A 20318-nucleotide genomic window follows, 5' to 3' on the forward strand; every position below is an offset into this window, starting at 1 on the left:
CTTAGGAACTGGCCAGCGTCCGCTCGGCCCTTGCACGCGCTTGCGCGGCAAGGTCCGGCAGACCGGTTTTTTCATAGACTTCGCCCAGCATCAGGTTCAGCGGCACACCGTCGGGATCATAGGTGCGGCGCATTTCCAAGACCTGTTGCGCGGCAGAGGCACGGCCATCGCGGACCAGCGCGTCGAGGTGGATTTGTTCAAACAGATCGCGTTGGGCATGGCTGCCGCCGCATTCCGCCATACGCGGTAAGGCCATACCCAATTCGCGGATCGCTGTGGCCCAATCGCCCTTGGCATGGGCGGCAATTCCGTGCGCGGCGGGCAGGGCCACTTCGGCCCATGCGGCGTGGTCATAGGCGGATGTATCGGCAGCGCGGGCGTCGATTGCCGTGAGCATTTTAGCGGCTTCGGCCCGGTCGGTTCGGCAAAGCGCATAGAGATATTGCAGCGTCAGGAAGGGGCTAACCGTATCCTGCCCCCGTGCGGCAACGTGATCGGCCACATCGCCCCAACGGTCTCCGACATCGACACCCGCAAACTCCATTCGCGCCAGCAGGGAAACGGCGCCTACCTGATCTTGGGAGTAATCCTTCTCCAGCCCCCAGATGTGTTGGTCATAGGCGGCACGCACGTCGTCATGGCGGCCTTGCGACAGGTAGAAAAGCGCCAGATGCCACCAGTTATGACTGCGCATGAAGGAGTTCAGATCGGTCCAAGTCTCAGCCACGCTTTCCATGAAGCGGGCGCCTTCGGCGACGCGGCCTTCGGTCAGCATCACATGGGCCAGAGCGTGATGTGCCCAAGGCTCATCGTGGCGCAATTCCATGGCGCGACGGGCGGCGGCCTCGGCCCGGTCGAGCAGGTGGCACTGCTCGTAGCCAAAAGCGATCATGCCGTGGGTATAGGCAATGTCCTCGGCTTCGGGCAGGGCTTTCAGCGCCATGCGCAACATGCCAGCGGCATCGCCGGTATTGAACAGGTGGTATTGCGCCAGTTTCAGCATTGCCAGATCGCGCGGCCATTGATCGGTGATGGCATCACAGGCGCTGAGCATGCCCGGCACGTCTCCGTCGATCCAATGGCCTATGGTGTGGATCACTTCCGATTCGCGGGCGTTTGCGCCTTTCGCGGCCATGGCACGCAGCAGATAGGGGCGGGCCTTTTCTGGCGCGATGGGGTGCTCAAGGAACATCCACAAGAGCGCAGCGTAGGCGTTGACCAGCGGCCCCTCCGGGTCGGCATCGGCGGCGGCGATGATGCCTGCGGCTTTGGGCTGGTAGGACAGAAAACCGTGGATGAAATCATTGATCGCCTGCAGGGTTTCCGGGCGGCTGGCGGTTGTTTCCAATCCGTAAAGGTCTTTTGTCATCTCGGGTCTCCGGCGGTGTCGTGAAATTGGCGCAGGTGTTGGGCAACGGCAGGGGCGGCATCCCAATGGATCGAATGGCCCGCATCGGGCAGGGTGGTCTGCACCACGTTCGGTATCTGCGCGAAAGCTTCTTCAGCGGCGGCGCGGGGGATCAGCAGGTCTTCGGCACCGTGGAGCACTTGGGTCGGGCAGGTCAGATCAACAGGGCGCGCCGTAGGGCGGAAGCCGCGTAGTGCTTCCATTTGATGGGCCATGGCATCGGCGCTTTGTGCATGGGGATAGGCCAGCGCGGCGGCGAGGGCGGTGTCTGTATTGGCTGGATCAGTGAAGAAACCCGGCGCGAAGACCCAAGGGTAAAGCGCGCGAAGCCAAAGCTGCTCCCCCTCCGGCGCGCGGCGGACAGCCAACAGCGCATCGAACACCGCCATCGTGCGCGGCGCACGGACCGGGGCGGAGGCGAGGATGCTGAGCGCTTGAATGCGTTCGGGTGCTAGGCCAAAAAGCTCCATCGCCATCAAGCCTCCCATAGAATGGCCGACAACGTGAAAAGTCTCATGCCCCAGATGGTCCATTAGGGCCAGCGCATCCCGTGCCATCTGCGCGACGGAGGTTTCGGCGTCCCACGGGGTCGTGCGCCCGGTGCTGCGGTTATCGGGGCGGATGAGAGTGAACTGGTCGGTCAGCAGCGGCGCCAAAGCGCCCCAGCTTGCGCTGTCGCTTAGCATCCCCGCCAACATCAGAATGGGTGGTCCGCTGCCGTCGACCTCAAAATGGAGGGTGATATCGGAAAGGGCGAGTTCAGGCATTCAGGCTGCTCCAACAAGGCAAGAGGTCACCCTCGGCCGGGGTGGCGGTGTAGATCGCGCGGGCGATGGCACGCGAGAGACACAGTGCGGCGGCATGGCCGATCATCGCCACATCGCCCGCAGGCCGCGCCGCGGTCGAGAGGGAAAAGACCAGATCGCCGTCATTGGGCATATGCGCAGGCACCACCGCACGGGCGATGCCGTCATGGGCGGCCACGGCGACGCGTTGGCATTCGGCTTTGGTCAGCGCTGCATCGGTGGCGACAATGGCGATGGTGGTATTGGCCCGGGCCGACATAGCGGCCATTTTGCGGCTTTCGAATGTAAGACCCAGACCGGCTGACGGGTCTGGCCCCAGCCCGCCAAACTCTCCGTCGATCTCAAATGGGGCGGCGTGGAAATGGCGGTCTCCGGGGGTAGTAACGGCACCGACCGGATTGGCCCCGACCAACGCGCCGACCATGCTGCCGTCAGGCAGTTGCAGACTGGCAGAGCCAAGACCGCCTTTTACCATCGCGCTAAGCGCACCCGTGCCCGCGCCGACCGACCCAAGGGCGAAATCCTCTGCCGCCGCCTCTAGCGCCTTGCAGCCCAGATCAGCATAGGGGTTCCGACCCCATTCTTTGTCACCACCATTAAGCAGATCAAACAGGATCGCACCGGGCACCAACGGGATCAGGGCATCCCCCACGCGAAAGCCGCGCCCACGGGCGCGCAGCGCATCCAGCACGCCTGAGCAGGCGTCGAGCCCGTAAGCAGAGCCGCCCGAGAGCACCAGCGCATCCACCGCCGCGACGGTTTTGTCCGGGGCCAGCAAATCAGTCTCGCGCGTGCCCGGTGCACCACCCATGACATGAACAGAGGCCGTGAAGGGCGCATCGCCGATCAACACGGTGCTGCCGGATTTCAGCCGCGCGTCTTGGGCATTGCCGACCTTGATTCCGGCGACATCGGTTATCAGATTGCGTGGGCCGGGGTACATCGCGCGCGTCATGGCCGGCATGCTTTTGCAGCGGCGCTGTTCACGTGAAACATCCACGAGATTCTGGCGTTGTAGGTCGCATCGTTACTCCGGAAATCAGGTCTCATTTCGCGGAGTTTGCGCGCTTCACTGCCTGATGCCAAGACCTGAGGCAGAGTTAGGTTCCAGGCCACTCAACCCGCGCCGTAAAAAAGGGCGCGCAGGTTGCCCCGCGCGCCCAATATCTCTGACCGAAGCCGGTTAAATTTAGTGCTGTTCTTCGACCACCGCTGCCGCAACCGCTTCTTCAAAGATCGCCAGACCTTCTTCGACAATCGCGTCTGAAGCGGTCAAGGGCACCATGACGCGAACGGCGTTGCCGTGCATGCCGCAGCTGAGCAACAGCAGACCGCGCTTGAGCGCATGGGCAATGACGCGTTTGGTGAGATCCGCGTCAGGCTTGGCGCTGTCGAAATCGGTCACAAATTCAACGGCGACCATCGCACCAAGGCCACGGATATCCCAGAAACGGAAGGGCGCGGAACGCGCGCCAATCTCGGCAAAGCGGGCCTTGAGTGTTTCGCCCATGGCGGTGGAGCGGGCGAGCAGGCCTTCCTCCTCGATCGCTTCGATAGCGGCGAGCGCTGCGGCACAGGCCACTGGGTTGCCGCCATAAGTGCCGCCCAGACCGCCGGGGATCATCGCGTCCATCAGATCGGCGCGGCCAATCACGCCAGCCAGCGGATAGCCACCAGCCATGGATTTCGCCACGGTGATCAGGTCAGGCACCACGCCGGAATGTTCGATAGAGAACCACGTGCCGGTGCGGCCAAAGCCTGCCTGTACTTCGTCGGCGATTAGCAGGATGCCGTGCTGGTCACAGATGGCACGCAGTTCTTGCATCATTTCAAAGGGCACAGGGGTGTAGCCGCCTTCGCCAAGCACCGGTTCGATGATGATCGCGGCCACACGTTCGGGCTGTGCATCGGTGAGGAAGAGGTTTTTCAGCCCGGTCAGCGCGTCCTGTACGGAGATGCCATCGCGAACCGAAGGGAAGGGCGCGCGGAAGACATCCGCCGGGAAGGGACCAACGTCTTTTTTGTAGGGGGAGATTTTGCCAGTCATGCCCAGCGTCAGCAGAGTACGGCCATGGTAACCGCCAGTAAAGGCGATGATACCCGGACGGCCAGTTGCGGCGCGGGCGATTTTCACTGCATTTTCAACAGCTTCGGCACCGGTCGTGACAAGCAGCGTCTTTTTCGGTGCGTCGCCGGGGGCAAGGGTGTTCAGCTTCTCAGCCAACTCGACATAGGGGCCGTATGGCACAACCTGAAAGCTGGTGTGGGTGTAATTGTCTTCTTGGGCTTTGGCGGCTTCGATCACTTTGGGGTGACGGTGGCCGGTGTTCAGCACGCCGATACCGCCGACGAAGTCGATGTAGCGGTTGCCTTCAACATCCCACAGTTCGGCGTTCTCGGCGTATTTTGCATAGATCGGCGCAGCGGATGCGACACCGCGTGGCACGGCTGCATCGCGGCGGGCGACAAGCTCGGCATTGGTCTGACCGTCAGGCTGGGTGGCTGGGTTGGCTTCGACAACCGTCATTTGCGGTGCTGCCTTGGCTTTGGCGGTGGACTTCCGGGTCGATTTCTTGACGGTGCTGGACATGGTGCAGATACCTTATTGCGAAAGTAAGAGGGGCATAGAGATGGGTCGTTTAAAAAATCCATATTCTGTTTAATATAATTGTCAATCGCCATCGCAGCCTCTATTTAACAATTCTCACGGCCACCACCTGAGCCGGCGTAAGTGCCGGGCGGAGTGAGGCGGAGCCCATAAAGGACAAGTCATTGAACGTTGGTGAAAAACTTAGATTGATCCGCAAAAAACACGGGTTGTCCCAGCGTGAACTTGCGGCCAAGGCTGGATTGACCAATGGCACGATATCGCTGATCGAAAAGAACCGGACCAGCCCCTCTGTCGCGTCCCTCAAGAGCCTGTTGGACGCGATTCCCATCAGTATGGCCGAGTTTTTCTCAATTCTAGAGGAAGACGATAGCGCCAAAGTGTTTTACCGAGCGCAGGAACTGACCGAGATTTCGCCCAGCCATCAGGGGGGCGTTTCGCTTCGCCAATTAGGGAATGCGGAACACCACGCGCTTCAGGTGCTGCATGAAACCTATGAACCCGGCGCCGATACCGGGCCGGAGTTCCTGCGCCATGACGGCGAAGAGGCAGGTGTCGTGGTGCGTGGCAGTATAGAGGTGACGGTCGACGGCGCGGTGAGCGTGCTGCAAAGCGGTGATGGATATTTGTTCGACAGTCGTCTGCCCCATCGGTTCCGCAATATCGGGGATGTGCCTTGCGAGATCGTCAGCGCCTGCACTCCGCCCAGTTTCTAAAAGCACGACCCTGATAAAAATCGACCGCCCCGAGCGGTCTGCTCGGGGCGGTCGATAGGTGTCAGGTCTTAGTAGTCTGACCGGTAGTTTGACCTCTGGGCCTCCGGTTGCTGCTTGTCGCGCCCGGTACGGTCCTCATCCGAATGAAGTTCCCTTCTGCCCGTTGTAAGAGCAAGTATGATGACCGCAGCTAAGGTCAGGATGGTCAGACCGCCGAGAAATAGCTCTGTGGTCATCTCCGTATTCCTTTTTCGCACTGCGTTTCAGGTTCTCAACCGCGCCCAGCCCAAAGTGTTCCCACTAATTTTTCGCGCATGACGAGTCTGTGGCGCGTCGAGCACGATTCCGGCAAGATTTCGCAGAGCGCTGGCGATCAGTAGTCGTAGACCATCTTGCTATCTGTCGGCACGGGGAAGTTTACCCGTATTTGATAGACATCATCCGTGGTCTCGACCTCGACCTGTCCGTTAAGCTGCCGGGTGAACGCAAGGATCAGCCGCGATCCCAGCCCGGTGCCTGACTTCACCTCTTCGGGGTTGCCGATGGTGTTGCGCACTTCAAGCATGGCCTTTTCCGGCCCGGTGGAGATGAGCTTGAGCGAAATGAAACCTTTGCCATGCTCGACTGTAGAGACATATTTAAGGGCATTGGTCAGCGCTTCGGATACCAGCAGTGTCAGCGGGGCAGCATCGTCGGCATCGATCTGGATGGTTTCAAAAGACTGCTCAACCTTCACACCAGAGCTGGAAGCAAGCCCAACGGACAACAATTGGCCCACGATCTCGCGCAGCAATTCGCTTGCGTTGACGCGAACAAGGTCGTCGTTCTGGTAAAGATTTTTGTGTACGGTGGCGAGGCTTAGAATGCGATCCTGGAGGCGGCGTAGGACAAAACGTGCGTCTTCGCTTTTGGCCTGCCGGATCTGCATGTTCATGATCGATGAGATAAGTTGCAGGTTGTTCTTAACCCGGTGATGAACCTCTTTCAGCAAAATGTTCTTTTGCCGAAGGCTGTCTTCCAATGTTGCCTCGTCTCGCAGGATCGACTCTGCCATGCCAACAAAAGCCGATTCCATCTCGACCAATTCGGTGGGGACTGACGGGCCAAGCGTGCCACGGGGGAGGGTGCGGTTCAGAGCAAAACGGCGCATTTGCCGCCCGAGTTTGCGAATGTGGTTAATCGCCAGTCGGTTCAATGCCCAGAAGGCCACGATCAGGCTCGCCAACCACATGGCGATGGGCAAAAGCGCACTCAGCCGCGTAGAAACACCGGTATCTAGGAAGGGCGTGTTACTGGGCCAAACGCTCAGCGCGAATACCGTTTCGGGCACAATCGGAACAATCGCATAGGCCCGTTCTTTGCCGACCGAATTCTGCGAGAGAAAGACGTTCGGATCTTTGGTGGTCAGCAAGGACAAGGCAACATCGTTGGGATATTCCTCTTTGGCCACGTCCAGCCCGTTTTCTGTCGTGAGGATGTGGCCCATCTTGTTGATGGTCATCATCGCGACACTGCTGTGCTTACCCTTCGGCTCGCGGATGGCGTTGATGGCGTCTTCAGGAATGCTGAGCGCCATGAAGCCGATCAATTCGCGATCTTCATAGACGGGCGCATTGATCAACGTAACCACCTGATTGCTGACCGCGCCTTGCAATACCGGCATCGCGCGACGAACCGGTGCGTCCAGCAATGACTGAAAGCTTTGCTCGTCGGAAAAATCGTGTTCTTGCCCGGTGGAGGAGCAGGTCATACGCCCATCAAGCGCAATGAACCCAACCAGTGAATATATGTCAGAGGCCTGCTTATATTCCTTGAGAAACGCGGTGCATTCTTCGGGATCATCCCGGCGGAGGCGCACGATAGAAGTCAGCGCCTCAGCCGCACCAAAGGCTTCTTGGATCACCCTGCGTTCCGCAGCAGAAGATTGTTCCGTGACGGCGATCAGCGACAATTCTGCGCTTTGGCGACTTTGATCCGCAATCTGCCGTGTCTGCACAACCGCGATCAACCCAATGGGCAAAAGCGCGAGAGACAGAAACAGCAGAATACGGATCGTCAGCCCACGCATCAGATCACCGCTGAAGAAGCCAGATGTCATACTTAGAAAGAAGAAACTTTAGAGGCAGATAGCACGGACATAGTGGCGTCGTCGGTCATCTCAAGAGATTCATCGTCATGATGGCCAAGCAGTTCGGCAAGGCGTGCACGCGCCCGGTTGGTGCGGCTTTTGATCGTGCCGACAGCGACGCCACACATATCAGCTGCTTCTTCATAGGAGAAGCCAGACGCCCCTACCAGCAACAGTGCCTCGCGTTGCTCATCCTTCAACAAGGCAAGGGCCTTACGAAAGTCAGTCATTTGCATGTGACCATCATGGGCGGGTTTTTCAGCCAGACCTTCGGTTAGTACGCCATCCACATCCGAGACTTCGCGTTTCGCCTTGCGGCGCGAGGAATAATAGGTGTTCCGCAAGATCGTGAAGAGCCAAGCGCGCATATTCGTGCCCTCTTGGAACTTTTCGATGTTGGTCCACGCCTTGACCAAAGTGTCCTGCACCATGTCGTCTGCCGTGGCGCCATTGCGGGTCAGGCTGATGGCAAAGGCCCGCATGGCCGGCAGATGTTCTACCAGCTCGTCTCGCGGATCGGGACGGGTCATTATGACGTTCCTTTTTCTGAATCCTGTTCCTTCAACTTCTGAAGCAGATCCTTGAAACGGTCAGGGATGCCTTCATCGAGCGTCTCATCGAAGACACGCTTGAGGTTGTCGTCGATGACGCGCTCGCGCTCGTCCTTGTTTCCTGAATTCACTAACATCACCTCTGGCATCGTCGTCTCGTTTAAATAATTATGTACGCATACTGGAACCAAACACAATGTCGGGGTGTTTGGTTCCAAGAAAAGTTAAAAAGGATTCGACTAGATGAACGATGCGACACAAAAGACCAGCATCAGCGATGAACTGGGAGCGAACATCCCCTACCTTCGCCGGTTCGCGCGGGCGATGACAGGCAGCCAGACCAGCGGCGACACCTTTGCTGCGGCGGCCCTCGAAGCTATCTTGGTTGATCGCTCGGTGCTCGATGGGGTGGACACAAAGACGGGTCTTTTCAGGGTCTTGTACGGTATTTGGGCCAGCGCCGGCGCCCCCGTGGAAGAGGGTGAAAGCGGCCCCCGGGCCAAGGCGCAGCGCCATCTTTCCAGTCTGACCAACAACAGCCGCGAAGCGCTTTTGCTGCATACAATCGAAGGGTTTTCCCACGGCGAAATCGCCAAGATTATCGGTGTGGATGAAGCTGAAGCTGACGAATTGATCCAGATCGCGCACCGTGAAATGGCCGACAGCACCTCTGGTTCGGTGATGATTATCGAAGACGAGGCGATCATCGCAATGGATATTGAATCCATCGTCGCAGAGATGGGTCATCGCGTTACGGGCATCGCGCGCACCCGCGAAGAGGCTGTTAAGTTGGGCAAAGCCGATGTGCCAGACCTGATCCTTGCTGACATTCAGCTGGCCGATAACTCTTCGGGTATTGATGCGGTAAACGACCTACTGAATGAACTTGGTATGCGTCCCGTGATCTTTATCACCGCGTTCCCCGAGCGCCTGTTGACGGGTGACAAACCCGAACCAGCCTTCCTGATCTCCAAGCCCTACTCGGTAGATCAAGTCGTTTCGGCAGTATCGCAAGCGATGTTCTTCTCCTCCACGGAAACGCTTAACGCCTAAGATTGGCTCGATCCAGGCCCGCATCGGATAATTGGTTTCCTGCGCAGATTAGCCTGCGCGGGGAACCTTTGCATCCGGCCCTCAAGCCGCCTACCATTACTCAACCACTCAGGAGGCCCCCATGGCCAAGACCCCGACGACAGCCGCCAAAGAGGTTACCATCGACGATCTGTCCAGCCAGATCGCGCTCCTCAAGAACGATATCGCTTCATTGACCGAGACCTTGGGCGAATACGGCAAAGCCAAATCCGAAGAGATGCGCGACAACGCCCGCACTGCGGCCAACGATTTTGCCGACACGGGCCGCCTAAAAGCGATGGAAGCCCAAAAACAGGCCGAAGAGTTTTTGCAAGCTCAGCCTGGCACAGCATTGGGGATCGCTGCAGGCATCGGCTTCCTCGTCGGACTTGTGACAGCGCGCCGCTAAGATGCTTTCTGCTGTGATGCAACACCTGCGCGGGTCTGTACGGCGCGCAGCACGAACTGCCATATTGGGTGCCGGTGCCGCGATCTTGCTACTGATCGGGCTGCTGTTCTTGACCCTTGCCGCGTGGTTGTACCTCGTCACCGTCACCACAGCGATGACAGCTGCGTTGATCCTCGGCGCAGCTTACTTTGGTGTTGGCTTTCTACTGCTTGCATTGGCCGGATCAGAGGGCAGTGCCCCCCGCCACGCCCCTGATCAAGAAACGCCAGCCGCGTCTGAACATGACGGGCTGAAGAATCTAGTTATGGCATTTCTGGCTGGCATAACCGCTGGTCAGAAAGCGCGGCGTTAACCGCGCTTAGCAACGTTCCGCTGGAAAACGGTCGCATGATAAACCGCGGGTAATCCGTCGTCTTTGGCAGGCGTGGCAGATCATTCAAGATACAGATGATCGGAAACCACTCTTGTAGGTTGCGCAATTCGGGCAGGTATTGATGCAGTTGTTCCTGTTTCAACGACAGTACGGCAAGCTGCGTGTCGCTGATGTTCTCAACCAGCGGGCCGATGGCGAAAGTCTCCAATATGCCAATTTCCGATTGCGGAAAGGCTGTAGAAAGCGTTTCATTTATGTCTGAACAGACCAATGGGTCCGGTTCGTAGATCAAGATCGGCATGGTCTTCCCCCGGTGTGCAAAAGACACAATTTAGGGAAAGCGTCAGAGGGGCGCATTAAACTAGGACATAAGAGAGCAATTTTATAAAATGACGACCCAATGCCGCTATTGCCCTCTTCAACGCAAAGATGCCTTCCTACCGATGTCGAAAGAAGAGCTGAGCTTCATGGAGAAGTTCAAGTCTGGTGAGTTAACCGTCGAGCCGGGCACGCCGATCTTGCTAGAGGGGTCAAACTCGCCCCAACTTTATACCGCGCTTACCGGTATGGGCATCCGTGACAAGACGTTGGAAAATGGCAGCCGTCAGGTGATTAGCTTTGTTTTTCCCGGTGATTTCATTGGGCTGCAAGCGGGCATCATGGGCGAAATGGGCCATTCTGTCGAAGCTCGAACGCATATGCGTCTATGTGTCTTTAACCGCAGTGAATTTTGGAATTTCTTCAAATCTCACCCTGAACGCGCATTTGACATCACATGGCTCGCCGCGATCGAAGAGCATTTTATGGGAGAAGTCTTGGCCACCATCGGCCAGCGCACCGCGATACAAGCCATCGCATGGGCTATGGTTAAGATTTTTGAGCGGGGCCAGTCGCTGGGCATGGTCACTCAAAATCAGATGCCGCTGCCTTATTCACAGCGCGACCTTGCCGATGCGCTTGGCCTGTCGGTGGTGCATACGAACAAGACGCTCTCCGCGCTCAAAGAACGTCAGTTGCTTTCATGGTCTGACCGCGTTCTGCAAATCAACAACCTTGAAGCGCTGGCTGAAAAGGGAATGACCACCCTTGAGGGGCGTCAAAAACGCCCGCTAATGTAAACGCATCTAGTCGCTGGATACATCGATATAGGTATCCGCCGCTTCGGCCCCGCGCCGCCCGCGTGGCTTGGCTGCACCGACGGTGCTGTCAGATCGCGTACGGCGCTCAACCTGCGCGTTCAGCGCGGCCCCGAATAGGATCAGAAAGCTGCTGATCCAAAGCCAGATAAGCATCGCAATGACGGCACCGATAGAGCCATAGACCTGATTGTAGTTGCCAAAGTTGGCCACGTAGTAAGAAAAGCCGATAGAGACGATAGCCCATGACAGCACGGCAAGGATCGCCCCGCTGCTGAGCCATGGAAGCCGCGCCGCGCGTCGGTTCGGGCCAAAGCGGTACAACACGCCCACACCGGCAAAAAGCACCACGGTCGCCACAGTCCAACGGAGCAGATCAGCCACGACATTGCCAAAGGGCCCTAGAGGTATAAAGGCAAGTATGATCGGCGCAATCACAACGGCCAACAGCGCAACGATCCCAACTGCGACAAGGCTAACCGTCAGCAGCAGCGCATGCAGGTAGTGTTTCGCTGTATTACGATTGCGTTCATTGTAAACGGAGTTCAGCCCGATCACCATCGCGCCGACCCCCGCCCGCGCCGACCACAGCGCAACCAGCAAGGATGCGATACCCGCCCAACCCAGCGTATCGGCCCGCGCGGTCACCAGCCCGGTCACCTGCGTATTAAGGATGTCGTAAACATCATCAGGCAGCAGCCCGCGCACGTCTTCCAATTGCGCCACAACAACCACCGGATCAGATATCAACCCCAGTAAAGCAATCAAAGCGGCCAGCGCTGGAAACAGCGACAGCATGGCGAAAAAAGCCACCCCAGCCGAGATCAAAGCAAGGTTTTCGTCCGCTGCCTGCTTGAGGCTTGCCTTAAAGGCATCCCAATAGATCGCCGGTCGGGTTGGGGGACTGCGCAGCACCAAGGCCATTCCTTTCGATCCGGCCCCGGCACAAACCAGGACCGTTTAACTTTACTCAACATCGTCGCGGACCTGACCCCAAGCAACAAGGGTAAAGACCAACGTGCCGCCGATGATGTTGCCAACAAGCACCGGCAGGAAGAAACCAAAGAGCGCCTGACTGAACCCCAAACCGCCATGCAGCATCAGCGCTGCCATCTCGACCGAGCCCGCAACGATATGGGTGAAATCCCCCGCCGCGATGAGCCAAGTAAAGGTAAGGATCAGGAAAAACGCCGCCTCATCGGCTTCGGGCAACATCCAGACGATCAGCGCGACGATCACGCCCGCAGGAATAGCGCGCCAAAATCCCTCTGACGGGGGCATGCCGGTCGCATGTTCCGATAGGCTTATGATGGCAGGTAGGATCTCGGCGGGAATGGCCGGCGTATAGATAAACAGCGCCGCGGCTGCAAAAGCACCGATCACATTGGCCCCCAAAACCACGCCCCACAGCCGCAGGAGGCTGCCAAAAACCTGCCAACTGCGTTCCTGCATCAGAGGCAAAACCGTGGTGATCGTGTTTTCGGTAAACAACTGCATCCGGCCCATGATGACCGCGATGAAACCCAGCGAATATCCAAGGTTCTCCAAAAGGAAACGCCAGCTAGCGTCCGGCAAATAGGTCCGAAAGATCGCTTCACCCAAGACCGAAAGACTGATCAGCATCCCCGCAGAAATCCCCGACCAGATCAGCGACCGGTTGGTGCGGTTCAACTCATCCCGACCTTCGCGCCGGATCACCTCATAGATCAGTTTAGGCGAAAGCGCCGCCGCTTCACTGACAGAGCGTTCTTCGGCTTCTTCCTGCACGGCGGAAGTGGGGGGCTTTTTTTGGATCAATGGGGCCATCAGTGGTTTCCTGAAAATCATGGACATCATGAACATAGCCCGCCGTCGCTTCACGCACAGTAAAAAGCCAATTCTACCCAGTTCGCACAGTTGTTTCGCGCCCCGTCATTACTGTCAGCTGCGCCGCGCCCTCATCTTCATCCTTTCCTAAATACCGTCTGCCCTATCTACTTGGCAAAACCGAATGCGTTCATCTCCGCCCAGCCTGCGCACTGCTCAACGCCAACCCTTCCACAATCGCTGTCAATGCCGCCCCCCGGTGCAACTCCGCACGCGGGAAGCGCGCGCGCAGGGCGGCTTCGACAACCTCCATCAAGCTTGAACCACCGACAAAGATCAGCCGATCCACCGCTGCGGGCTCAATCCCCGCGTTGTCCAATGTGGCTACAGCTGCGGTTCCGATTTGTTCGGCCAGTTTGGAAAGCCGCTTCCGCAACCAGTCACGAGGCAACGGAAGCGTGGCGCGGGGTTTTAGCATCGACACGTCAATCACCGGGTCCGCATCCCCTTCGGCACCTGCACCATTGGCCCGGATCTTGCCTGCTTCAACGGCGAAAGCAAGGTCATGACCAAGCTCTTCTTCAAGCACTTTAATCAACCGGGCCAAGCGTTTGGGGTGTTCGGCGAACTTATGTAACTCTGCGGCTGCCTTGCGGGTATCGGGGCCGTAAAGAAACGGAATCTTTGCCCAAGTTGCCAAGTCATTAAAGATCGCATTCGGTGCAAGATGAGTGTCGCCGCCAAAGGCATGACGGATTTCGCTGCCCATGCCCAGTTGCGGCATCACCCGACCAATAGACAGGGACCGATCAAAGTCCGTCCCGCCAAGGCGGATGCCGTGACTGCCCAGAATGTCGATCTCATCATTGCCGCGCTGCCGGAACAGGGTGAAATCGGATGTGCCGCCGCCAATATCGACCACCAGCCCCAGATCGCCCGGTTGCAAGGCCGCGCGGTTGGCAAGCGCTGCGGCTTCGGGTTCGTTCATGAAATCCACACGATCAAAACCCGCTCGACCATAGGCTTCACGCAAATCTGTCAGCGCTTGGGCATCGCGCGCGTCGTCAGCAGAGTGGAAGCGAACCGGACGGCCCGAAAGTGCGGCATGAAACTGCATGCCCGTTGCCGCTTCGGCCTGTGACTTAACCCGCGCTAGAAAACGCGCGACAATGTCGATGAAATCAAGCCGCTCGCCCAACAGCACCCGGCGTTCCCGCATGAGCCTTGTGCCCAGCAGGCTTTTCAGCCCGCGCATATAGCGCCCCTCGGCCCCGGCAAGCAGCGCGTCTGACGCGGCGGCGCCAATGCGCATTTCTTTTGCGTCGAAATCGAAAAAGACCGCCGTAGGAAGGGTCTGTGCCTCGGCCTCCAGCGCGATCAGTTGCGGTGTTCCATCAACGGCAATACCCGCAGCAGTGTTGGATGTCCCAAAATCGATCCCCAGCGTGGCCATGGCGTTCTCCTACTGCCCCTTTTCACAGCCGATCCGGTGCGCGCCGCCTGTGCAAAGCACCCGCGATACTCTTACCACGCGCGCTTGGCAACGAGTGCTGGCGTGCCGCGTGGCTTTTGGCTAGCCTCCGAGAAAAATACGCCAATATGGGAGAACTTTATGAACCGTTTGAACCGCTTGATGACAGGGGTGGCCGCCGCGGCGCTGGTCGTTGCCGCTACAGGGGCACTGGCCAAGGACGATATCACCGTTGCCTTGCAGCTAGAGCCGCCGCACCTTGACCCAACTTCTGCCGCCGCCGGGGCGATCGACTCGGTGCTTTATACCAATGTCTTTGAGGGGCTAACACGATTCATGGGCGACGGGTCTGTCGTGCCGGGTTTGGCGGCCTCTTGGGAGATTTCCGAAGACGGGCTGACCTATACTTTCAAGCTGCGTGAGGGCGTAACCTTTCATGATGGCACCACGATGGATGCCGAAGACGTTAAGTTCACCCTCGACCGGATCAACGCCGAAGACAGCGCCAACGCGCAAAAGGCACTCTATTCCGCGATTTCTGAGGTCACTGTTGTCGACCCGCAGACCGTTGAGGTTAATCTGAGCGAACCCAATGGCAACTTGCTGTTCAACCTCGCATGGGGTGACGCGGTGATCGTGGCGCCAGAATCCGTTGACACGATCAAACAAACCCCGATCGGCACCGGCGCATTCAAGTTCGACGAATGGCGTCAGGGCGACAAAATTACCTTGTCACGCTATGACGCCTATTGGGGGGACGCGCCCGCATTGGCCAGTGCGACCTTTAAATTTATCTCAGACCCGACGGCGGCATTTGCGTCGGTCATGGCCGAAGATGTCGACGTTTTTGCTGGTTTTCCTGCGCCCGAGAACATTCCCCAGTTCGAATCTGACCCGCGCTTTCAGGTGCTGATAGGCTCTACTGAGGGCGAAACGATCCTGTCGATGAACAACAAGCGTGAACCCTTTGACAATGTCAAAGTCCGCGCGGCCGTGGCCCATGCGATTGACCGTCAAGCGATCATCGACGGGGCGATGTTCGGGTATGGCACGCCCATCGGCACACATTTTGCCCCCCATAACCCCGATTACATCGACCTGACCGAGATGAGCGCATATGATCCGGAGAAGTCCAAAGCGCTGCTTGCCGAAGCTGGGTTCCCTGATGGGTTTGAGACGACACTGCACCTGCCACCCCCATCCTATGCCCGCCGAGGAGGGGAGATCATCGCCGCGCAATTGGCCCAAGTTGGCATTAAGGCGCAGATCACCAATGTCGAATGGGCACAGTGGTTAGAGACTGTATTCAAAGGCAAGGATTTCGGTCTGTCGATCGTCAGCCATACAGAGCCGATGGATATCAACATCTATGCCAACCCAGACTATTACTTTCAGTATGACAATGCCGAGGTTCAATCTTTGATTGCGGAGTTTAACCAGACCGCAGATCCCGCAGCGCGGAGCGAAATGCTGGCAAAGGCACAGCAGATTGTCGCAGAGGATTACGTGAATGGTTTCCTGTTTCAGCTGGCGTTCCCGACGATCGCCAAGGCGGGTGTTCAGGGCCTTTGGGTAAACGCGCCGACACAGGCGACGGACCTAAGCGGTGTCAGCTGGGCGGAATAACATCCAAGACGACCTTTAGAAAACGCAAAAGGGCGCGCTGTAAAGCGCGCCCTTTATACTAAAAGCGGTGACTATTAGTCTTTGCCGCGCAGGCCAGCTGCTGCTTCGCTAACCAATGCGTCGGGGTTCTGGTTACAGACGACGATGAAGTCTTCCATTTCCTGTTCCATGTCGGTGTCAGCCATCTCGTCGGCTTCTTCCGAATCTTCGACAGCTTTGGTGTTGTCGATCAGGGAATCTTCGGTTTCTTCAGAGTCGGTCGCCTCTTCGGCGGTGATGTCGGTAGGCTCGGAACCGTCGTTCTTGGTTTCCGTGATCATCGAACCTTCGTGGTTGCCATCTTCCAGCTCGGCGATTGCCATGGAAGCAACTTCCATTTTCTCGTCGGCGCTAAGCTCTTGGTACTGAGCGCATGTCATGGTTGCCATGTCCATGTGCGCAGCGGCGAATGCGGGTGCAGAAACGGTGCCCAGAAGGCCGGCGATCGCAAGTGTTTTCAAAGTCGTTTTCATTTTTAATCTCCAGTTTTCTCTGTTCTCCCGAAGACAACCCTGCATAGCGGATATGGTTCCCGTGCATGACGGGCCGAGTGGCAGGTAACATGGCAATAATTGATCTAAGCGATTGCGAAACAAAAGAAAATAAAATCTCCAGCATCGGCTTCAGTCGCTCACCCTGCTTAAATTCAAACAATCTTAACTTTTCCCTAAGCAAACTGGCCGTGGGCTCTGGACCCTCCCGACCGCGCCGCCTAACCTCCGCGGTATGTTGCGCTATGCGTTGAAAAGATTTCTTTCCCTACTCATCAGTCTCGCGGTCGCGTCGCTGGTGATTTTTGCTGTGATTGAGGTCGCCCCCGGCGATCCAGCTTCGTTCATGCTGGGTCTTAATGCCCAGCCTGAGACATTGGCCGCCCTGCGCAGTGAACTTGGCCTCGATCAAACACGGCCCGAACGTTACCTCGAATGGGTCGGTGGGATGCTACAAGGCGATTTCGGCACTTCTTATACCTATCGCACCCCGGTGACCGAGATGATTGGTGACCGGCTGTGGGTCTCTGTGCCCTTGGCGCTTTATGCATTGGCCCTTTCTGTCGTCGTTGCCTTTCCTGCGGGTATCTACGCCGCGTCACGCCGGGGGCGGGCTGGTGACATCGGTGTAATGGGCGCGACGCAATTGGGCGTGGCGGTGCCGAACTTTTGGTTCGCCATGATCCTCGTGCTGATCTTTTCGATCAATCTGCGCTGGTTTTCAGCGGGCGGCTTCGTCGGCTGGGACAAGGGGCTTTTCGCCGGGCTGCACGCGCTGACCCTGCCTGCCATTGCGCTTGCCTTGCCACAGGCGGCGATCCTCGCGCGGGTTATGCGCTCGGCCTTGCTGGATGTCTTGGGCGAAGATTTCATGCGCACCGCGCGGGCCAAGGGGCTGACGGCGCGGCAGGCGCTTTGGCGTCACGGTCTGCGCAATGCGCTGATCCCGGTGCTGACGATCATCGGACTGCAGTTCTCCTTCCTGCTGGCCGGGTCGATCATTATCGAGCAGGTCTTTTACCTGCCGGGCCTTGGGCGGCTGGTGTTCCAGTCGATCTCGGCGCGGGATCTGATCGTGGTCGAATCTGTTGTGATGCTTTTGGTCTTTTCGGTGATCTTGGTGAATTTCCTTGTCGATCTGGCCTATGCCGCCGTCGATCCCCGGCTGAGGGCCCGCACATGAACCGCAACTTGATCCTTGGGGTCGCGCTTACCTCGGTCTTTCTGCTGGCTGCGCTGATCTCTTTTGTCTGGACGCCCTATGACTATGCCGGGCTCGACATCGCCAACAAACTGCACAGCCCCTCGCTGGCCCATCCCATGGGCACCGATCACTTTGGCCGCGATATTCTAAGCATGATCATGGTCGGCGCGCGGACCTCAATCGCGGTGGCGCTGGTGGCTGTGGGCATCGGCATGGGCGCGGGCGTGCCGCTGGGGCTCTGGGCTGCGGCGCGGCGCGGGAGCCTTGTGGATGAGGTCATCATGCGCGGCAATGATCTGGTCTTTGCCTTTCCGGCCATCGTCATCGCCATTCTGATCACGGCGGTCTTCGGTGCCGGGGCGATCAATGCGATCATCGCCATCGGCATCTTCAATATCCCCGTCTTTGCCCGGATCACCCGGGGTGCGGCGCTGTCCCTATGGCAGCGCGAGTTTATCATGGCGGCCCGCGTGGCGGGCAAATCCGCCGCGCGGATCTCGTTTGAGCATATCTTGCCCAACGTTGCCAATCTGCTGATCGTGCAGGGGACCATCCAGTTCTCCCTTGGCATCCTCGCCGAGGCGGGGCTGAGCTATGTCGGTCTCGGCGCGCAGCCGCCAGTGCCATCTTGGGGCCGAATGTTGGCCGACGCGCAAACCATGGTCAGTATCGCGCCGCATATGGCCCTGATGCCGGGTTTCGCGATCATCCTGACTGTGCTGGGGCTGAACCTGATGGGCGATGGGCTGCGCGATCTGCTTGATCCGCGCCTGAGGGTGGCACGGACATGACGCTTTTGACGGTCTCTAATCTTTCGCTGTCGATCCACGGTCTGCGCATCCTCGACGGGGTGACCTTTTCTGTTGCGTCGGGCGAAATCGTGGCCGTGACCGGGGAAAGCGGCTCGGGCAAGTCGATGACAGCGCTGGCAGCAATGCAGCTTTTGCCCAAGGGCGCGACGACCACGGGCCATCTCATGCTGGGCGACGATGATCTGACCCAGATGAGCGAAGCGGCCCTGTGCGGCGTGCGCGGCAATGACATCGGCATGGTGTTTCAAGAGCCGATGACCGCGCTGAACCCGGTGCAGACCATTGGCCGCCAAGTGGCCGAAACCATCCGCGTGCACGAGCCAAGCGTGTCCCGCACCGAGGCCGAGGCCCGCGCCGCCGATACGCTTACCCGCGTCGGCCTGCCCCAAGACCGCTTCCCCCTGTCGCGCTATCCGCATGAGCTGAGCGGCGGGCAGCGCCAGCGGGTGGTGATCGCCATCGCCATTGCCCTGCGCCCCCGTCTGCTGATCGCGGATGAGCCGACCACGGCGTTGGATGTGACCACACAGGCACAAATCCTTACCCTGCTGACCCGTCTGGCGCGCGAAGACGGCATGGGGCTGTTGATGATCACACATGACCTTGCCGTCGTGGCCGATATGGCCGACCGCATCATCGTCATGCGCAAGGGGCAGATCGTCGAACAGGGGGAGACGCAGGCCCTGCTGCACAACATGCAGCACCCCTATACCAAGATGCTTTTCGACGCCTCCCGCCATGAGGTGAACCTGCCCGCCGCGCCCGCGCCCCAGCCGCTGCTGGAGGTCAAGGGCGTCTGCCGCGATTACCATCTGCCGCGCAAAACGCTGTTTGGCGCGCCCGGCACGTTCCGCGCGGTGGACAATCTCAGCTTTACCCTGAACCGGGGCGAGCGGCTGGGCTTGGTGGGGGAATCTGGTTGTGGGAAATCGACCCTGACGCGGGCGATTTTGGGGCTGGAGCCGGTGCAAGAGGGCAGCATCACCGTCGATGGCCAACCGGTCTTTACCGGGACGCAGCCGAACCTTGCCGTGCGGCGCAAGATGCAGGTGGTGTTCCAAGACCCCTTCGGCAGCTTCAATCCGCGCCACCGGGTCGACCGATTGGTGACCGAGCCTTTCCACTTGCTCGACACCCCGCCGCAGGGGGCCGACCGGACCCGCGCGATTGACGAGGCGCTGACAGCCGTGGGGCTGCGCCCAGCAGATGCGCGCAAGTACATTCACGAATTTTCAGGCGGGCAGCGCCAGCGCATCGCTATTGCCCGTGCCCTAATTATCCGGCCTGAGCTTATCCTTTTTGACGAGGCGGTCAGCGCGCTGGATGTCTCGGTCCGGGCGCAGATCCTTGATCTGCTGGCCGACCTTTGCAGCCATTATAACCTGACCTACCTTTTCATCTCGCATGACCTGTCGGTGGTGCGCACGGTGACGGACCGGGTGCTGGTGATGCAGTCCGGCAGGATCGTAGAGGCCGGAGAGACGGCGCAGGTCTTTGACGCGCCGCAGCACGCCTATACCAAATCGCTGATCGCCGCAGCCCCGGTTTTGCCGGACCTGTCCCAGTCCGTAGGCTAGGCGTTTGCGCCTTGATTGTAGCGTGTCGGTCAGTTGCATTGATCGCGATGGCAATCCGACCTAACCTGAATTCGGGGATTCCCGCC

Annotated in this window: 22 protein-coding genes; 9 read left to right on the forward strand and 13 right to left on the reverse strand. The window is 58.7% G+C overall.

Translation table 11 applies throughout. The annotated features are described in order from the left end of the window. Position 1: 1 nt before the first annotated feature. The 4 genes from DSM110093_RS00670 to gabT form a co-directional block, all read right to left on the reverse strand. On the reverse strand, positions 2-1369 hold the full coding sequence (locus DSM110093_RS00670; RefSeq protein WP_243266249.1) for a tetratricopeptide repeat protein: 1368 nt from the start codon (positions 1367-1369) through the stop codon (positions 2-4). Beyond that, positions 1366-2175: an alpha/beta hydrolase gene (locus DSM110093_RS00675; protein ID WP_243266250.1), complete on the reverse strand. Its 810-nt coding sequence runs from the start codon at positions 2173-2175 to the stop codon at positions 1366-1368. The genes DSM110093_RS00670 and DSM110093_RS00675 overlap by 4 nt, the downstream gene beginning before the upstream one ends. Beyond that, complete coding sequence (locus DSM110093_RS00680) at positions 2168-3157, reverse strand: P1 family peptidase (protein WP_243267744.1); 990 nt, start codon at positions 3155-3157, stop codon at positions 2168-2170. The genes DSM110093_RS00675 and DSM110093_RS00680 overlap by 8 nt, the downstream gene beginning before the upstream one ends. 246 nt (positions 3158-3403) lie before the next feature. Next, a complete protein-coding gene (gabT, locus tag DSM110093_RS00685) occupies positions 3404-4804 on the reverse strand; it encodes a 4-aminobutyrate--2-oxoglutarate transaminase (protein WP_243266251.1) in 1401 nt (466 codons plus the stop codon). Between the two features lie 182 nt (positions 4805-4986). Between gabT and DSM110093_RS00690 the strand changes: the two genes are divergently transcribed. Beyond that, the gene (locus DSM110093_RS00690; RefSeq protein WP_093927656.1) at positions 4987-5538 is read left to right on the forward strand and encodes a cupin domain-containing protein; all 552 of its coding nucleotides are present in this window, start codon (positions 4987-4989) and stop codon (positions 5536-5538) included. Between the two features lie 68 nt (positions 5539-5606). On the opposite strand, the gene DSM110093_RS00695 is transcribed toward DSM110093_RS00690, so the two are convergent. From DSM110093_RS00695 to DSM110093_RS00710, 4 genes are all read right to left on the reverse strand, one after another. Beyond that, positions 5607-5774, reverse strand: coding sequence for a hypothetical protein (locus DSM110093_RS00695; protein WP_243266252.1), 168 nt, complete (start codon positions 5772-5774; stop codon positions 5607-5609). 137 nt (positions 5775-5911) lie between these two features. Beyond that, positions 5912-7636: a sensor histidine kinase gene (locus tag DSM110093_RS00700; protein ID WP_243266253.1), complete on the reverse strand. Its 1725-nt coding sequence runs from the start codon at positions 7634-7636 to the stop codon at positions 5912-5914. 2 nt (positions 7637-7638) lie between these two features. After that, entirely contained in the window at positions 7639-8196 is a 558-nt protein-coding gene (locus DSM110093_RS00705; RefSeq protein ID WP_093927658.1) for an RNA polymerase sigma factor, read from the reverse strand. Further along, positions 8196-8366 (reverse strand): NepR family anti-sigma factor, encoded by a 171-nt coding sequence (locus DSM110093_RS00710; protein ID WP_201722086.1) that lies wholly within the window; start codon positions 8364-8366, stop codon positions 8196-8198. The genes DSM110093_RS00705 and DSM110093_RS00710 overlap by 1 nt, the downstream gene beginning before the upstream one ends. Positions 8367-8460: 94 nt before the next feature. On the opposite strand from DSM110093_RS00710, the gene DSM110093_RS00715 reads away from it, so the two are divergent. The 3 genes from DSM110093_RS00715 to DSM110093_RS00725 all read left to right on the forward strand — a co-directional run bounded on the left by DSM110093_RS00715 (position 8461) and on the right by DSM110093_RS00725 (position 10049). After that, positions 8461-9270 carry a response regulator gene (locus tag DSM110093_RS00715; protein WP_243266254.1) on the forward strand — a complete coding sequence of 270 codons (810 nt, stop codon included), beginning with the start codon at positions 8461-8463 and terminating at the stop codon, positions 9268-9270. 121 nt (positions 9271-9391) lie between these two features. After that, on the forward strand, positions 9392-9697 hold the full coding sequence (locus DSM110093_RS00720) for a DUF883 family protein (RefSeq protein ID WP_093927660.1): 306 nt from the start codon (positions 9392-9394) through the stop codon (positions 9695-9697). 16 nt (positions 9698-9713) lie between these two features. Beyond that, positions 9714-10049: a phage holin family protein gene (locus DSM110093_RS00725; protein ID WP_243266255.1), complete on the forward strand. Its 336-nt coding sequence runs from the start codon at positions 9714-9716 to the stop codon at positions 10047-10049. Here DSM110093_RS00725 and DSM110093_RS00730 read toward each other — a convergent pair. Beyond that, positions 10000-10371, reverse strand: a complete 372-nt coding sequence (locus DSM110093_RS00730) for a hypothetical protein (RefSeq protein ID WP_243266256.1) — start codon at positions 10369-10371, stop codon at positions 10000-10002. The genes DSM110093_RS00725 and DSM110093_RS00730 overlap by 50 nt on opposite strands. 88 nt (positions 10372-10459) lie before the next feature. Here DSM110093_RS00730 and DSM110093_RS00735 point away from each other — a divergent pair, with 88 nt between their 5' ends. Next, a complete protein-coding gene (locus tag DSM110093_RS00735) occupies positions 10460-11188 on the forward strand; it encodes a Crp/Fnr family transcriptional regulator (protein WP_243266257.1) in 729 nt (242 codons plus the stop codon). Positions 11189-11194: 6 nt separating this feature from the next. On the opposite strand, the gene DSM110093_RS00740 is transcribed toward DSM110093_RS00735, so the two are convergent. The 3 genes from DSM110093_RS00740 to DSM110093_RS00750 form a co-directional block, all read right to left on the reverse strand. Further along, positions 11195-12124, reverse strand: a complete 930-nt coding sequence (locus DSM110093_RS00740) for a YihY/virulence factor BrkB family protein (protein ID WP_243267745.1) — start codon at positions 12122-12124, stop codon at positions 11195-11197. 48 nt (positions 12125-12172) lie between these two features. Beyond that, positions 12173-13012 carry a formate/nitrite transporter family protein gene (locus DSM110093_RS00745; protein ID WP_243261921.1) on the reverse strand — a complete coding sequence of 280 codons (840 nt, stop codon included), beginning with the start codon at positions 13010-13012 and terminating at the stop codon, positions 12173-12175. A gap of 190 nt (positions 13013-13202) precedes the next feature. Beyond that, positions 13203-14465, reverse strand: a complete 1263-nt coding sequence (locus DSM110093_RS00750) for an Hsp70 family protein (RefSeq protein ID WP_243266258.1) — start codon at positions 14463-14465, stop codon at positions 13203-13205. A 159-nt stretch (positions 14466-14624) separates the two neighbouring features. Between DSM110093_RS00750 and DSM110093_RS00755 the strand changes: the two genes are divergently transcribed. Next, the gene (locus DSM110093_RS00755; protein WP_243266259.1) at positions 14625-16109 is read left to right on the forward strand and encodes an ABC transporter substrate-binding protein; all 1485 of its coding nucleotides are present in this window, start codon (positions 14625-14627) and stop codon (positions 16107-16109) included. Between the two features lie 74 nt (positions 16110-16183). Here DSM110093_RS00755 and DSM110093_RS00760 read toward each other — a convergent pair whose 3' ends face one another. Continuing rightward, positions 16184-16621, reverse strand: coding sequence for an HdeA/HdeB family chaperone (locus DSM110093_RS00760; protein WP_243266260.1), 438 nt, complete (start codon positions 16619-16621; stop codon positions 16184-16186). A gap of 253 nt (positions 16622-16874) precedes the next feature. On the opposite strand from DSM110093_RS00760, the gene DSM110093_RS00765 reads away from it, so the two are divergent. From DSM110093_RS00765 to DSM110093_RS00775, 3 genes are read left to right on the forward strand one after another with little or no spacing between them, the layout of a single operon-like run. Continuing rightward, positions 16875-17822 (forward strand): ABC transporter permease, encoded by a 948-nt coding sequence (locus tag DSM110093_RS00765; RefSeq protein ID WP_243266261.1) that lies wholly within the window; start codon positions 16875-16877, stop codon positions 17820-17822. Next, positions 17819-18634, forward strand: a complete 816-nt coding sequence (locus DSM110093_RS00770; RefSeq protein ID WP_243266262.1) for an ABC transporter permease — start codon at positions 17819-17821, stop codon at positions 18632-18634. The genes DSM110093_RS00765 and DSM110093_RS00770 overlap by 4 nt, the downstream gene beginning before the upstream one ends. Beyond that, entirely contained in the window at positions 18631-20232 is a 1602-nt protein-coding gene (locus DSM110093_RS00775; protein ID WP_243266263.1) for a dipeptide ABC transporter ATP-binding protein, read from the forward strand. Before DSM110093_RS00770 ends, DSM110093_RS00775 begins: the two co-directional genes overlap by 4 nt. Positions 20233-20318 lie beyond the last annotated feature (86 nt).

It is taken from the genome of Sulfitobacter sp. DSM 110093 (assembly GCF_022788715.1).
Lineage (GTDB): Bacteria > Pseudomonadota > Alphaproteobacteria > Rhodobacterales > Rhodobacteraceae > Sulfitobacter.